The sequence below is a fragment of the Pseudomonas sp. NFACC24-1 genome (assembly GCF_900115235.1).
GTDB lineage: Bacteria > Pseudomonadota > Gammaproteobacteria > Pseudomonadales > Pseudomonadaceae > Aquipseudomonas > Aquipseudomonas fluorescens_AA.
Genome location: NZ_FOVS01000004.1, coordinates 192125 through 207120, shown reverse-complemented (window position 1 = coordinate 207120; position 14996 = coordinate 192125). Strand labels below are relative to the sequence as shown.

The following is a 14996-nucleotide window of genomic DNA, read 5'->3' as shown; positions in this document are numbered from 1 at the left end:
TTGTTATGGAGATTGTCAATTCGGTTAATCGAGTTAACGATCTTGTGCCGAGTCTAGGCTTCGACCTAGAATCCGAAAACCTTATTTCACTTATAGATAAAATCCAAAATATGGATATCAAGGACGTCGATCTCAACCTGCTGAAAGTCTTCGACGCGCTGCGCAAAAAGCAAAGCGTGACCCTGGCCGGTGATCTCATGGGGCTCAGCCAACCTGCCATGAGTTTCGCCCTGGCCAAGCTCCGCACGCTGTTCGACGATCCTCTGTTCATCCGTACTTCCCGCGGCATGCAGCCTACCGCCAGGGCCCTGCAGATCGCCGAGCCGGTGCAACGGATCCTGGAGATGGTCAGCAGCCAAGTGCTGCCGTCCACGGGGTTCATCCCCGAACACTCCGACCGACAACTGGTGCTCTGCATGTCGGACATTGGCGAAATGGTGTTCCTGCCCCGGCTGATGCGCATGCTTGACAAAGCCGCACCGAATTTGAGAATTCGCACCCAGGCATTGTCGTCGGAGCAATTGGAGGAGGGGCTGGACGCCGGCGAGGTGGACGCGGCCATCGGCTATTTCCCACGCCTGCTCAACACCTCGATCCGCAATAGGGCGCTGTACAGTCACTCATTCGTGTGCATCGTGCGCAACGATCACCCCACCATCGGCGACAGCATAAGCGCCGAACAGTACCAGCAGGCCGTGCATGTCGCGGTCCAGGCCGAAGAGCGAGGCATGAGTGTGCTGGACCGTGAACTGGCCGCCCATGGCGTCACGCGCCGGGTGCGTTTCAGCTTGCCACGGTTCATGGGCGTGCCGTTTCTGGTGGCCGAGTCCGACATGATCGCCACCGTCCCCCTGGCGGTCGGCCGACGTTTCGCCGAAATCACCGATGTGCGCCTGGTGCCGCTACCTTGGGCCATTTGCGGCTACGACATTCATCTTTACTGGCATACGCGGTTCCACCATGACCCGGCGAATCGTTGGCTGCGTCAGTCCTTCATCGAATTGCTCGCCGATTTCTCTCCCGCGGAAACGGTATCCATCTGAGCCGTGGTTATCGTACGTCGAGGTTGGCCATTGAACCGTTTCTGACAAGAATGTCAGGAAGCGGTCAGCCTCCAGACACCTTCGCTGTCTAGACTCATTGGGTTGCCCCCGTTGCCGCAGAGGAACCAGCTGATGCGTTTGCTCATTGTCGAGGACGAAGAAAAAACCTCCTCCTACGTCCATCGTGGCTTGACCGAGCTTGGCTATATTGTCGACGTCGCGACCAATGGCATCGATGGGCTGCATTACGCCCTGGAATGGGACTACGACGTGGTGATCCTGGATGTGATGCTGCCGGGCAAGGACGGCTACGACGTGCTGCAAGGCCTGCGCCTGCAAAAGAAAACCCCGGTCATCATGTTGTCGGCCAGGGGGACGGTGGATGATCGCATTCGCGGGCTGCGCGAGGGCGCCGATGATTACCTGGGCAAACCTTTTTCATTTGCCGAGCTCGTCGCGCGTGTCCAGGCCTTGATCCGTCGTCACGCGGGTGACACGGCCGACCTGACGCATTTGCGCATCGACGACCTGGAGGTCGATCTGCAAGCGCGCAAAGTGACCCGGGGTGGGCTGCGGCTGGACCTGACGGCCAAGGAGTTCTGTCTGTTGAGCCTGTTGGCGCGGCACCAGGGCGAGATCCTTTCCAAGCTGATGATTGCCGAGCAGGTCTGGGACATGAATTTCGACAGCGACGCCAACGTGGTCGAGGTCGCGATCAAGCGGGTACGCGCCAAGGTGGATGCCCCGTATCCGCGCAAGCTGTTGCATACCGTTCGCGGCATGGGGTATGTACTGGAAAGCCGAGAGGAAAATGGGAGACAAAACGGTACGCCTTGATGAAACGATCGATCGCCAAGCGGCTCGCCCTGATGTTCGCCCTCGCTGTCCTGCTGATCATGTCGATCAGCGCGACGCTGTTGCGTTGTTCCTTGAAACAATCGCTCAATGAGCAGATGCAGAACGAGTTGATCCTGCGCCATTCCGTGCTCGACCCGGTGCTGGCGAAATACGATTCGCCAGCGTTCTGGGTCGGCTTGCGTCAGAAGCTCGACAGCCTGACGCCCGCGGATGAACGGGTCCGCTATTGGATCCTGGTCGATGACCCGGCCTTCAGCTACGGCGGGGCGATGCCGGACGGCCAGGATTGGTCGACGCGCTCCGATGGGCTGTTTACCCTCGATCTCCCTGAGCGCGAGCGTCCCATGATGGTGTTGCTCAAGACCATTGCGGCCATGGGCGACCGTCCGGAACTGCGCTTTATCGTGGGCCTGGATTCAACGCCCTTCAGGAAGACCCTGGACCACTTCACCAAAATACTGATCCTGACCTCTGCGTTGGGTATCGGGCTGGTTGCGCTGCTCGGTTACTGGATCGCGCGTTTCGGCCTGGGGCCGGTGAGGCGCTTGAGCCATCAAGCCAATAGCCTGCCGCCGGGGGATTCGAAACAGCGACTGGACACCGAGGCGCTGCCGGGCGAGTTGCAGGAACTGGCGGTGTCGTTCAACGGCGCCCTGGCTCGCCAGGAGGCGGCCTGGTGCCAACTCGAAGGGTTCAATGCCAATGTGGCCCATGAACTGCGAACGCCCCTGACCAACCTGATCGGACAGACGCAGGTGGCATTGGCTCACGGGCGTGAGGTGAGCGAGCTTCAGGACTTGCTGCAGTCAAACCTCGAAGAGCTGGAGCGGATGGGCACTATCGTCAACGACATGCTGTTCCTGGCCGGCGCCGAGAGCGGCCAACGGGCAACCGAGCTCAGTGATGTCTCGCTTTATGAGGAGGCGGCGAAGACGGTGGAGTATCTGGAACCGGTATTGCACGACAAACAGCTGAGCGTGGTGATCCAGGGCGACATGCGCGTGTGCATCGACCGACGTCTTTTTCACCGTTCCCTGGCCAATCTGCTCCAGAACGCGGCGCGGTACGCGGTGCCGACCAGCACTGTCACGGTAAGCCTGGTCAACCACGGCATGCAGGTCGAGGTGAGCGTTTCCAATGCCGGCGAGCCCATCGATACCGTGCACCTGGAGCGTCTGTTCGAGCGTTTCTACCGCGCCGACGCCGCACGGGCGCGAAGCGATGCCCACCATGGGCTGGGCCTTTCCATCGTGCGCGCGGTGGCATCCATGCACGGTGGGCGCGTGTTCGCCCACAGTGAGAATGGGCTCAACACCTTCGGATTTTCCTTGATGAACCAGGCGACGTCTTAGTCGTCGCCCTGGGAGTAAAGTCCGCCCGCGTTTGACATCTTCCCGTCAGCCAGCAGTCACCTTGACGTCAGTCGCTCCCGCCTAGAGTGCTACGACCGTCCCCCGAGGACACAGTGTCGTGGAGTCCACTATGAACACTCAAAACCTGTCGATTGCCGGCCTGCTGGTCGTCATCGCCCTGAGCGGTTCACCGCTGCTCGCCAAAGAACAAACGCAAGTCCCGGCCTACGAATATGGCATGCCGCTGGACATCGCCAAGGTCATCCGTATCGAGGCACCGACATCGCCGATGTGCGAGGTCGTGCAAGCGAAGATGACCTACTTGAATACCCAAGGGGCAAAGAAACACCTCAGCTTTTTGCAATTGGCCGAGGCGTGCTCGAAACAGTGACCGTCCGGCGATGCCGGTTCATTCTTCAAACAGGGACCATCACCATGTGGAATAGCACAACAACACCCGTCATTGGCCGCATGAGCACCATGAGCCGGCTTGGAAGACTGGCGAAAACCCTTGCCGCCGGCGTCGCGTTGCTCAGTGCGGTGGGTATCGAAGCGTCCGCTCGCATTGCACCGAAACCAGACTGGTCGACCGGCGACATACCGTCCCAGAAAGGTCGGATTGTCCTGATCACCGGTGGCACCAGTGGCATGGGCTACGAGGATGCGCTGGCCTTGGCGCGCGCCGGCGCCGAAGTCATCATCGCCGCGCGCAACCCGGAGCGTGGCGCGCAGGCCATTGCGCGTATTCGCCAGTCCGTGCCCGACGCCAAGGTGCAGTTCGAGGCCGTGGACCTGGCCGATCTTTCGTCGGTGCGCGGCCTGGCCCAGCGGCTCAATCAGCGACTGCCGCGCCTCGACGTGCTGATCAACAACGCCGCCGTCATGGCGCCTCCCGAGCGGGGGACTTCCGCCGATGGCTTTGAACTTCAGTTGGCCACCAACTACCTGGGGCACTTCGCGCTGACCGGCCTGTTGGTGCCGCTCTTGCGTCAAAGCGAGGATGCCCGCGTGGTGAGCCTGTCAAGCATTGCCGCGGCGCGTGGCGCGATGAACCTCGATGACCTTCAGAGCGAGCAGAAGTACGACCCCTACGGGGCCTACGCCCAATCGAAACTGGCCGTGCTGCACTGGGCCTTTGCCTTGCAACGGCGCAGTGACGCCGAAAACTGGGGCATTCGCAGCATCGCGGCACACCCCGGCGTTGCCGTGACCGAGTTGGTCGAACGAGGGCCAGGCCTCGACAGCGAGTTCGGACGGCGCTGGGCAAAGGACCGCGACGCGTACCACTCAGCGGCACAAGGGGCACTGCCCACGTTATATGCCGCCACGGCTGCCCAAGCCGTAGGCGGGGCTTATTACGGCCCGACCGGCGACGGAGAAAGACGCGGTCCGTTGGGGTTCGCCAAGACGCCGCCCGCCGCCAGCACGGAGGCGGATGCCGAGCGGCTCTGGGCGGTCTCCGAGCAACTGACCGGCGTGACCTATCGCTGATGCAACCCTGGGCGCGGGCGTCCGTCCCGCGCTTGACCTTTGCCTTGTTGCCGTCTCCCCGGAGTCCCTATGAGTATGCCTTCCTATGTGCACCGGCTGAGTCTCGCCCTGAACGCCCGCGATGGCGAGTTGCGTCCGGCGCTGTGCGGGTTCCTGCTGTTTCTTTGCCTCTTCACCGGTTACTTCATGCTGCGTCCGATCCGTGAGTCGATGGGCATCGCAGCGGGGGTGGAGAATTTGCAATGGCTGTTTACCGCGACCTTCCTGGTCATGCTGGCGGCCGTGCCGTTGTTCGCCTGGCTCAGCGCCCGAGTGCCGCGTCTGCGGCTGATCGACTGGGTGTACGGCTTCTTCGGTTTCAACCTGCTGATGTTCGTCGAGCTGTTCCAGTTCCAGCCGGACAGTATCTGGCTGGCCCGGGTCTTTTACGTCTGGATCTCGGTCTATAACCTGTTCGTCGTCTCCGTGGCCTGGAGCCTGATGGCGGATGTATTCGACAGCGAGCAGGCCAAGCGTCTGTTTGCCTTCATCGCCGCAGGCGCCAGCGTTGGCGGCCTGCTGGGGCCGGCCCTGAGCGCGCTGCTCATTGGTCCCTTTGGCGCCTCAGGGTTGATGTTGCTGGCGGCTTTGTTGCTTGGCGCCACGCTGGTGTTGAAACGAGCGTTGATGGGGTGGCGCGAAAAGGGTGGGGCGGGCCGTCCCGGCGCCGCGCCGACGCAAAGCCCTCGGCAGCCTTTGCAGGGCAACCCGTTCAGTGGTTTGACAGCAGTGCTCAGGTCACCTTACCTGTTGGGAATCGCCGGGTTTGTCGTGCTGTTGGCGACGGTCAGCACCTTTCTCTACTTCGAGCAGGCGCGCCTGGTGGCCGAGCTCTATCCGGATCGCGCGGCGCAAGTGCGCATCTTCGGCACTATCGACATCATCGTGCAGGCCGGTGCGTTGCTGTCCCAGCTGTTCATCACCGGTCGTATCGCGCCGAGGCTGGGGGTGCGTGCCTTGCTGGCCATCGTGCCGCTGCTCATGTGCATCGGCTTCGTCGGCCTGGCGTTGGCGCCGGGGTTCGCGCTGCTGGCAGCGCTGATGATCGTGCGACGGATCGGCGAGTACGCGTTCGTCCGACCGGGCCGGGAAATGCTGTTCGCTCCCCTGGATGCCGAGAGTAAATACAAGGCCAAGAACTTCATCGACACCGTGGTGTACCGCGCCGGTGACGCCATGAGCGGCTGGGCCAAGAGCCTGCTCGATCTGCTAGGGCAGGGCGCCGGTCCGGCCGCGATGATTGGCGCCTGTTGCGCGTTGCTGTGGGGGTACTTGGGCTGGCATTTGGGGCGGCGGGCGGACAATGCCGCGTCCCGGGAGCTGCGCTTGGCGGCCATCGCGGCCAGGGCATGAAGACCGTGCCAACCCAACTAATCTATTGTCCGTCGCATCGTTGCGACGAGTGAAAGGTGATACGGATGAGTTTGAAAAACAAAGTACTGGCGGTCGGTGCGGTGATTGCCTTCTTGGCATTCTCCAGCGTGTTTGCGGGCAAAGAAAATGCCTTGGTCGGGACATGGCGCATGGTCAGCGCAACCGTTGAGAGTCAGGGCAGCCGATCGGAAGCTTATGGCCCCAATCCTCATGGCTGGCTCGTCTTCACGCCAGAGCTGACGTTTGTCGAAGTACTCACTGATCCACGCGTGCCGGTGTTTCGATCCAATGCGCGTGGCGAAGGCACCGATGAGGAAAACCGGGCAGCGATGGCGGGGAGCATCGGTTTCTTCGGGCGATACACCGTCGACCAGAACGGTGAGTTCACGGGCAATACCGTCCAAGGCTCTACATTCCCGAACTGGGTGGGCGCTGTGCGTACCCGCGATGACCTGCAGTTGAAGGTCGACGGTGACCAGATGGTGGAGGATTTTCGCCGCCCGGATGGGGCGAAGGTTCACATCGTCTGGGAGCGTGTGAAGTGATGTGCCCGAGGGCACATCTGCTATCGAAGCATGGACAGCTGGCATCGAAGCTCTAGGTACGCGAAGAACCTTCAGGCGATTCGCCAAACCCAACGATCGCCTTGGTTTCCAGGTACTCCTCGAGGCCAAAGACGCCGTACTCACGGCCATTGCCCGAGCGTTTGTAGCCCCCGAATGGCGCCATGGGGTTCCAGGCCGGGTAATTCAGGAGCACTTGCCCCGCGCGAATTCGAGAAGCCACCTCGCGCGCCAGTTCAAGATCCTGCGATTGAACATGAGCACCAAGCCCATAGACCGTATCGTTGGCGATAGCGACTGCCTCGTCGATGGTTTCGTAGGCAATGATGCACAGCACCGGCCCGAAGATTTCTTCCTGGGCGATCCGCATGGCGTTATCCACCGCGGAGAACACCGTCGGGCGGGTGTAGAAGCCCTTTTCAAACCCCGGCACGCGTCCGAGCCCGCCGCAGAGCAGTTTTGCCCCCTCATGCAATCCGGCCTCGATCATGGCTTGCACGCGATTGAACTGGGCCTCATTGGCGATGGGGCCCAGTACCGTTTCCGGTGATTGCGGATCACCCACGATGATCCCGTTGGCAGTGGCGACCGCCAGTGCTTCGACCTCCGCCAGCCGGTTCTTGGGCACGATCATCCGGGTGGGGGCGCTGCAGGATTGTCCGACGTTGCGCAACGCCGCCATCACCCCCATTGGGACGGCTTTGGCAAAGTCGGCGTCGGGCAGCAGGATGTTCGGGGATTTGCCGCCCAGTTCCTGGCCGACCCGTTTCGCCGTCGCGGCCGCCGCCTGGGCCACCAGCGCGCCCGCGCGATTCGAGCCGGTAATCGAGATCATGTCGATGTCGGGATGGGCGGCCATCGCAGCGCCGACGACATGGCCGCTGCCGTTCACCAGGTTGAAGACACCCGCTGGAACGCCCGCGTCATGAACCACTTGCGCAAACAGCAGGGCGCTGAGCGGCGACAGTTCACTGGGTTTGAGCACCACCGTGCAGCCGGCCGCCAGCGCCGCGGCGACTTTGGCGGTGATTTGATAAAGCGGCCAGTTCCACGGGGTGATGAGGCCGCAGACGCCGATGGGTTCGCGTTGGATCGCGGTCCCGTTCTCGACGGTCTGGAAACGATAAGTGGACAGCAGGTCGCGGGCGACCCGGACGTGCTCGGCTGCCAGAGGTACTTGCATTGCCCGTGCAGAACCGATGGCTGCGCCCATTTCCAGGGAGATCGCCTGGGCAAACTCTTCTTTGCGTTCAAGGATAAGCTCATGAATCTTGCCCAGCACCTGTGCACGCAACGCCGTGGAAGTGGCCGACCAACCGGCAAACGCGGCACGCGCCGCCGCGACCGCCTGATCGACATCCTCGGCAGACCCGCTGGCGACCTGGGCGACGACCTCTTCGGTCGCCGGGTTGACCACCGGCAAACTGGCCGGGCTGACCGGCGCAGACCAACCGCCATTGATATAAAACAGCTGGGCTGTTTGCGGATCAACGCTGTAGCTATTCGAAGATTGAGTCATCATCCAAGGTGTTCCTTTCGAGCGAGATGTCGAGCCTGCTCAATAAGCTAACAAAGCAGCCCAGACGAAAGATGCCGTTGTTCAAGTGCGCAAAGGAGAATCTGCCGTATCTGCCGGGTAGACTTGGCATTACCCCGGGGCGAGGGCCATTGCCTCGATTTCGATCAGGTAGCCATGATGCAAGGCCGGAACAGGCACTACCGCTCGCGCGGGCCGATGCTCGCCCAGGTAACGGGCGTAGATTCGATCGAACGCGGGCCAGTGTTCGATACCTGCGACATAGACCGTGACCTTCAGCAGGTCGCGCGTGCTCCGGCCTGCTGCACCGAGAATCGCCACCAGGTTATCGAGGGCGATGGCGGCCTGGACCTCGAACGATTGGTCGGCACTGTGAACGCCATCGGCGCGTATGGGCAGTTGCCCGGACACATACAGAACGCCCTGGTGCGCCACCGCCTGGGCGTAATGTCCACCCGGCGCCGCGGCGCTGGCCGTGCTGATCAATTGGATCGAACCTGCTTGATTACCAGCCATGCAAGCGACTCCAGGTGTGTACGCCACCTTCGGCGTCAACCGCGTGATAGTCCGGGAACTGCGCGCCTGTGGCACAGGCATGGTTGGGCAGGATGCGCAGGCGGCTACCGATGGGAAAGCGCGCGGTGATGTCGACACCCTCGGCCGTTTCAAGCGCGATAATGCCGTGCTCCTGATTCGCTCCCGTGAGCAACGCGCCCTCGATCCAATCGCCGGCTTCGGTGCAAACCTGGCCATAACCAAAGTCCCGCTGTTGGCGTTGCGTGCCGCGGTCACGGCTCATGGCCATCCAACCGGCATCGGTGATGATCCAGCCTTTGTCTTTCTGATGACCGATGACGGTGGTCAGCACGCTCAGCGCCAACTCGTCGGCCTGGCAGACACCGATGTTGTGCATCACCAGATCGAAGAACACATAGACACCGGCGCGCACTTCAGTGACGCCTTCCAGGTTCAGTGCCGACAATGCCGTAGGCGTCGAGCCGATGCTGACCTCCGGGCAGGCGAACCCGGCTTCGCGCAGTCGTTGGGCCGCGCTGACGCACAGATCGCGTTCCTGTTCGGCGAGGGCTTGCAGCGCTTCAGGGGTGTCGAGTTCATAGCTTGATCCGGCATGGGTCATCACCCCGCGAAGCGGCATGCCACCCTCGTTGAGTATCCGTGCGACTGCAACGAGTGAATCGTCTTCGACGTGCAGGCCGGATCGATGGCCGTCGCAGTCGATCTCGATCCAGACGTCGAAGCGTTCGTTGTGTTGTTGGCCGAAGGCGACGATGGCCTGGGCAGCGGCAAGGCTGTCGGTGAGGAGGCTCAACTGGCAGCCTTGGCGCCGCAGCAGCAAGGCCTGGGGCAGTTTGCCTGGCGCGATGGCGACGGCATAGAAGACGTCACGAATGCCTTCAGCGAAACAGTACTGGGCTTCCTTCAAGGTCGAAACCGTGACGCCGCTGGCACCTGCGGCGAGCTGCGCCTGGATCACGGGGAGGCATTTGCTGGTTTTGATATGCGGGCGCAAACGCACACCCAAGGCATCCATGCGTTGTTGCATGCGCTGGATATTGTGCTGCATGCGCGGCACATCCACGAGCGCGACGGGGGTATCGAGGGTGGCAAGAGAGGCTGACATAAGGAGGGCTCGAATGGCTGGGTACAGGGCCCACTCTACAAAGCCGTCGTGAAGGTGTGCTTCAATGAGGTGTCATCAATCATTAAGTAGAATTGAATGATCTCCATCGAGGACCTGCGTCTGGCCGTGACGCTGGCGCGCTCCGAATCGTTGAGCGCCGCCGCCAGAATCCTGAATGTCTCACCTCCCGCGCTGTCCATGCGTCTGCGCAAGTTGGAGACGCTGCTCGGCCTGACGCTGGCCAATCGCGATGCCCGGCGCCTGAGTCTCACCGCCGATGGCGAGCGTTTCTCCCGTGAAAGCGCGCGTTTGCTGGAGCAGTTGGAAGCGCTCCCGGAGTCCTTCAAGCAACGAGACGAGCAGTTGGTTGGCACGCTCAGGTTGGCGGCGCCGTTCGGCTATGGGCGGCAACGCATTGCACCGCTGTTGGCGCGTTTCGCCAGGTTGCACCCTCAGTTGTGCCTGCACCTGGATTTACGCGAAACGCCATGGCCGGATCGCCATGACAGCGACGCGGTAATCCACATCGGTCACCTCAATGACAGCCTGTGGGTCGCCAGGCACCTCACGTCAAATGACCGATGGTTGTGCGCAAGCCCTACCTATCTGGAGCAGCACGGCACGCCGTCGGCACCTGAACAACTTGCCGGGCACCGCTGCATTTGTATCCGTGAAAATGATGAAGATGTCACGCTGTGGCACCTGCGCAACGGGCAGGGGCGCAGAACCCTGCGCATCGAGCCCGCGATGTCGAGCAACGATGGCAGCGTGGCTCGACGCTGGGCCGAGCAAGGCCTGGGGCTGGTGCTGCGTTCGCAATGGGATATCAGTGACGCCATTGCCGACAAGCGTCTGGTTCGGGTGTTGGCGGATTGGCAATTCGACAGTGCGCCGATCAACCTGCTGGTACCTTCACGAAAACTGCGTAGCCCGCGTGTGCAGGCTTTGGTGGCGTTTCTGGAGGAGGCATTGAAAGCATGACCAGCGAACTGCTCGCGAAGGTGGTTTCATAGTCAATGAGACGTTGAATGTGCCGGCCTCATCGCGAGCTTGCTCGCGATAGCGGTGGTCCAGCTAAATAAATGCCGGGACGTGTCCCGCCAAACAGATAAGCCAAACCTCCAATCCGAAGCACTCCGCAAAGTCTGCTGAACACATCCTGCAAAACGGTGGTTTGTACCAGGCGACCTATACTTTTAACCGTTTATGAACGGTTTCATGGTGTTGTAATAACACCATGATTCAGCGTGGCACTGATGCTTCCGGAACGAAGTAGCGGCTTGCCCCGGTCGCTACCCTCAGTGCATGGCCGATGCACCCGCGACCGCCTGAAGAAGACGTACCTTCAAATTCCCCGGCCTTCATGGACATCCCTAAAATGCCAGCACCGTTAATTTCCGTAGAGACGAATTCTGAGCTTCCGACACACGCTGACGTTGTCGTGATCGGCGGCGGCATTATCGGAACCTTCACGGCCTATTACCTGGCCAAGCGCGGCATGAAGGTCGCACTGGTGGAAAAAGGCCGCGTGGGTGCAGAGCAATCGAGCCGAAACTGGGGCTGGTGCCGTCAGCAGAATCGAGACGCTCGCGAACTGCCGCTGTCGACCAAGAGCCTGGATCTTTGGGAGCAGTTCGCGGCAGAGACTGGTGAGGACACAGGTTTCAGAAGGTGTGGCTTGCTCTACCTGAGCAACAACGAGAAAGAGCTGGCCGGTTGGGCGAAATGGGGGGAGTTTGCCCGTACCGTCAATGTGAAAACCCACATGCTGACGGCGGAGCAGGCCGCTCAACATGGCCGGGTGACCGGCAAGCCCTGGAAAGGCGGGGTCTTTTCACCTACCGACGGTACGGCAGACCCATCCCGTGCCGCCCCGGCGGTCGCACGGGCCATTATTAAACTGGGCGGTACGGTGCACCAGGGCTGCGCCGCCCGTGGCCTCGAGACCGAGGGTGGCCGGTTGTCTGCCGTCGTCACCGAGAAGGGCACCATTCGCACCAAGCTCGCGGTGCTCGCCGGTGGCGCATGGGCGTCCTCTTTCTGCCGTCAGTACGGCATCCGGTTCCCCCAGGCGTCCATTCGCCAGACGATACTGTCGGTTTCCAAAGGTGCCCAAGAGATACCGGACGCGCTCCACACGGATGAAGTCTCCATGACCCGTCGCTCCGATGGCGGGATCACGCTGGCCATCAGTGGCCGAGGGCGTGTCGACCCGACCTTGCAATTGCTGCGTTTCGCCCCGCAGTTCCTGCCGATGTTCCAGCGCCGTTGGCGCAAGCTGGCCCCCGGCGGCCTGGAAGGCTTTCAATCGGGACACGAGGGCTTGGGTCGCTGGAAGTTGGACCAGCCGACGCCGATGGAGCGCATGCGAATTCTGGATCCGAAGGCAGACGCCTCGACGGTTGAGTTGACTTACAAGCGCGCGGTAGACCTGATCCCGATGCTGAAAACCTCGTCGGTCACCGCAGCCTGGGCAGGTTATGTGGACAGCACGCCGGACGGCGTCCCGGGCATCGGCGAGATGGCGAGCCTGCCTGGCCTGGTGCTGGCGGCGGGGTTCAGTGGTCATGGCTTCGGCATCGGCCCGGGTGCGGGGCATTTGATCGCCGACATTGTCTGTGACATGCCTCCACTGGTTGATCCGCGTCCCTATCACCCGGACCGTTTTCAATCTTCGGCCTGGGGCAAGGTCGCGGAGTTCTGAGGCACTGGAAACTCACCGGCAAAACAATGAACGGGCGCATCCTCAGGGGATGCGCCCGTTTTCGTTCGCGGGCGTAGATTCTGCCGTTTGTGGCGTTCCAAGTGGCTTTTTACGCACCATAAACGGCCGCAAATGCCTTGAAAACGGCGCAAATGCCCGGCCATGGCGCATCCCGCACAGTCTGCTGAGCAGGCCCCGAAAAACGGTGGTTTGTGCCAAGGGACCTATACTTTTAACCGTTTATGCACGGTCTCATGATGCTGTAATAAATCCGTGATGCAGCGTTGCACCCAGGCTCCCGGAACGGCGCAACCGCTTGCCCCTCATGACCTCAACCATCACTCAGGACTGCACTCATGAGCTTCCTTCGCCCCAAGTTCATTACCTTTGACTGCTACGGCACGTTGACCAATTTCCAGATGGGCACCATGACGCGCGAGCTGTTCGCCGATCGGGTCCCTGCCGGGCAGATGGACCAGTTCGTCAAGGATTTCTCGGCCTATCGCCTGGACCAGGTGATGGGTGACTGGCGGCCCTATGATGAAATCCTCAAGACTGCCCTGGCCCGGGTCTGCAAGCGTTGGGGCGTCGAGTACAAAGGCGAAGGTCAGCTCTACTACGATGCCGTCCCGACCTGGGGGCCCCATGCCGACGTACCGGCCGGCCTGTCGAAAATCGCCGACAAGATTCCCCTGGTGATTTTCTCCAACGCGATGGACGAGCAGATCATGTCCAACGTCGACAAGCTCGGCGCACCGTTCCATAAGGTCTTCACGGCTCAACAAGCCCAAGCCTACAAGCCGCGCCTGGCGGCCTTCGAATTCATGCTCGATAACCTCGGCTGCGGGCCGGAAGATGTCCTGCACGTGTCCTCAAGCTTCCGTTATGACCTGATGTCGGCCCACGACATGAAGATCAAGCACAAAGCGTTCGTGGCCCGTGGTCATGAACTACCTGGAAACGCTGGCTACAACTACCACCAGATCCCGGACATCGGCGGATTGGCCGGCCTGGTCGGTCTCTGAGTCGTTGGGCACTCTTCAAGGCATAAGGGGTTAGACATGGGCAGTGAGTCTTATTGGCTCGATACCGCACCGGCATTTACCGGTGCCCAGCTCGGTGCGTTGCCCGGGCAGGTCGATGTGGCCATCGTCGGTGGTGGTTTCACTGGCCTGGCCGCGGCCCGGGCCCTGGCCTTGAAGGGGGCCAATGTGGTCGTGCTGGAAGGCGGGCGGGTCATTGGCGAGGCGTCGGGGCGCAATGGCGGCCAGTGCAATACCGGCGTGGCCCAGGACTACGCGGCCCTGAGTGCCAGCCTCGGCGCCGATAAAGCGCGCGCCTATTACCAGGCCTATGAAAGCGCCGTGCAGAGCGTCGTCTCGCTGGTGGAGCAGGAGCAGATTGCCTGCAACTTCACGCGCAACGGCAAGCTCAAGCTGGCGGCCAAGCCCATGCATTACGAAGGTTTGGCGCGCACCTGCGAGTTGATTCGGCGGGAGGTCGATGCCGAGGTCGAGTTGTTGTCTGCACAAGAGACCCGCGCAGAGGTCAACTCGGCCCTGTTCCATGGTGGCTTGTTGCAGCGCAACGGCGTGCAGATGCACGTCGGGCGCTTCGGGGTCGGGTTGGCCGAGGCCGCCGCCCGTCACGGCGCCTTGATTTTCCAGGGCGTGTCCGTCACGGACTGGAAAGCCAGTGCCGGCGGCTATCGGGTCAATACCACCAAGGGATCGCTGCAGGCCACGCAAGTGCTGCTGGCCACCGGCACCTCTCAGCAGGGTGGGTTGGGCTGGTATCGGCGGCGGATCGTGCCGGTGGGCAGTTTCGTGATCGCCACCGAGGTGTTGCCCCAGGCGCTGATCGACAGCTTGTTGCCGGCACACCGTTCCTATGTCACCAGCCGCATGATTGGTAACTACTTCCGCCTGACCCCGGACAATCGTCTGCTGTTTGGCGGACGGGCGCGGTTTGCCATGTCTGACAGCGTGTCCGATGCCAAGAGCGGCAAAGTCTTGCACGCGGCGATGGTGCAGATGTTCCCGCAACTGGCCCAGGTGAAGGTCGATTACTGCTGGGGCGGATTGGTGGACATGACCTCCGATCGGCTGCCTCGGGCTGGCCAGCACGGAGGGGTTTATCACTCCATGGGCTACAGCGGCCATGGTGTGCAGATGTCGGTGCACATGGGGCAAGTCATGGCCGAGGTCATGGCGGGCAAGGTCGAGGCCAATCCTTGGCGCGAGCTCGATTGGCCGGCGATCCCCGGTCATTTTGGCAAACCGTGGTTTTTGCCTCTGGTCGGTGCGTACTACCGCCTTCAAGACTATTTGCATTGAGTTGCGGGGAGACGCTTCACGTTTCAACACATTGCGTTAATCGCGAGCAATCGAGCC

General features: G+C 61.5%; 14 protein-coding genes. 11 read left to right on the top strand and 3 right to left on the bottom strand.

Translation table 11 applies throughout. The annotated features are described in order from the left end of the window. The first annotated feature begins 110 nt into the window (after positions 1-110). The 7 genes from BM317_RS06330 (at position 111) to BM317_RS06300 (ending at position 6702) form a co-directional block, all read left to right on the top strand. The gene (locus BM317_RS06330; protein ID WP_092473543.1) at positions 111-1043 is read left to right on the top strand and encodes a LysR family transcriptional regulator; all 933 of its coding nucleotides are present in this window, start codon (positions 111-113) and stop codon (positions 1041-1043) included. Positions 1044-1175: 132 nt separating this feature from the next. After that, on the top strand, positions 1176-1880 hold the full coding sequence (locus tag BM317_RS06325) for a heavy metal response regulator transcription factor (RefSeq protein ID WP_092326553.1): 705 nt from the start codon (positions 1176-1178) through the stop codon (positions 1878-1880). Further along, positions 1880-3253 carry a heavy metal sensor histidine kinase gene (locus BM317_RS06320; protein ID WP_092473541.1) on the top strand — a complete coding sequence of 458 codons (1374 nt, stop codon included), beginning with the start codon at positions 1880-1882 and terminating at the stop codon, positions 3251-3253. Before BM317_RS06325 ends, BM317_RS06320 begins: the two co-directional genes overlap by 1 nt. Positions 3254-3383: 130 nt before the next feature. Further along, positions 3384-3644: a DUF2790 domain-containing protein gene (locus tag BM317_RS06315; RefSeq protein ID WP_092164530.1), complete on the top strand. Its 261-nt coding sequence runs from the start codon at positions 3384-3386 to the stop codon at positions 3642-3644. Between the two features lie 44 nt (positions 3645-3688). Then, positions 3689-4744 carry an oxidoreductase gene (locus BM317_RS06310; protein WP_092164528.1) on the top strand — a complete coding sequence of 352 codons (1056 nt, stop codon included), beginning with the start codon at positions 3689-3691 and terminating at the stop codon, positions 4742-4744. A 69-nt stretch (positions 4745-4813) separates the two neighbouring features. After that, positions 4814-6136: an NTP/NDP exchange transporter gene (locus BM317_RS06305; RefSeq protein ID WP_092164526.1), complete on the top strand. Its 1323-nt coding sequence runs from the start codon at positions 4814-4816 to the stop codon at positions 6134-6136. A gap of 65 nt (positions 6137-6201) precedes the next feature. Next, the gene (locus tag BM317_RS06300) at positions 6202-6702 is read left to right on the top strand and encodes a lipocalin-like domain-containing protein (protein WP_092164524.1); all 501 of its coding nucleotides are present in this window, start codon (positions 6202-6204) and stop codon (positions 6700-6702) included. Positions 6703-6754: 52 nt separating this feature from the next. On the opposite strand, the gene BM317_RS06295 is transcribed toward BM317_RS06300, so the two are convergent. The 3 genes from BM317_RS06295 to BM317_RS06285 form a co-directional block, all read right to left on the bottom strand. Beyond that, positions 6755-8242: an aldehyde dehydrogenase family protein gene (locus tag BM317_RS06295; protein ID WP_092473539.1), complete on the bottom strand. Its 1488-nt coding sequence runs from the start codon at positions 8240-8242 to the stop codon at positions 6755-6757. Positions 8243-8368: 126 nt separating this feature from the next. After that, on the bottom strand, positions 8369-8773 hold the full coding sequence (locus tag BM317_RS06290; protein WP_092473537.1) for a RidA family protein: 405 nt from the start codon (positions 8771-8773) through the stop codon (positions 8369-8371). Next, positions 8763-9899, bottom strand: a complete 1137-nt coding sequence (locus tag BM317_RS06285) for a DSD1 family PLP-dependent enzyme (RefSeq protein WP_092473535.1) — start codon at positions 9897-9899, stop codon at positions 8763-8765. The genes BM317_RS06290 and BM317_RS06285 overlap by 11 nt, the downstream gene beginning before the upstream one ends. Before the next feature lie 96 nt (positions 9900-9995). On the opposite strand from BM317_RS06285, the gene BM317_RS06280 reads away from it, so the two are divergent. The 4 genes from BM317_RS06280 (at position 9996) to BM317_RS06265 (ending at position 14939) form a co-directional block, all read left to right on the top strand. Then, complete coding sequence (locus BM317_RS06280; RefSeq protein WP_092473533.1) at positions 9996-10880, top strand: LysR family transcriptional regulator; 885 nt, start codon at positions 9996-9998, stop codon at positions 10878-10880. Between the two features lie 397 nt (positions 10881-11277). Then, complete coding sequence (locus tag BM317_RS06275; RefSeq protein ID WP_092164514.1) at positions 11278-12603, top strand: NAD(P)/FAD-dependent oxidoreductase; 1326 nt, start codon at positions 11278-11280, stop codon at positions 12601-12603. A 356-nt stretch (positions 12604-12959) separates the two neighbouring features. After that, positions 12960-13628: a haloacid dehalogenase type II gene (locus BM317_RS06270; protein WP_092164513.1), complete on the top strand. Its 669-nt coding sequence runs from the start codon at positions 12960-12962 to the stop codon at positions 13626-13628. 36 nt (positions 13629-13664) lie between these two features. Continuing rightward, positions 13665-14939 carry an NAD(P)/FAD-dependent oxidoreductase gene (locus BM317_RS06265; RefSeq protein WP_092164512.1) on the top strand — a complete coding sequence of 425 codons (1275 nt, stop codon included), beginning with the start codon at positions 13665-13667 and terminating at the stop codon, positions 14937-14939. Positions 14940-14996 lie beyond the last annotated feature (57 nt).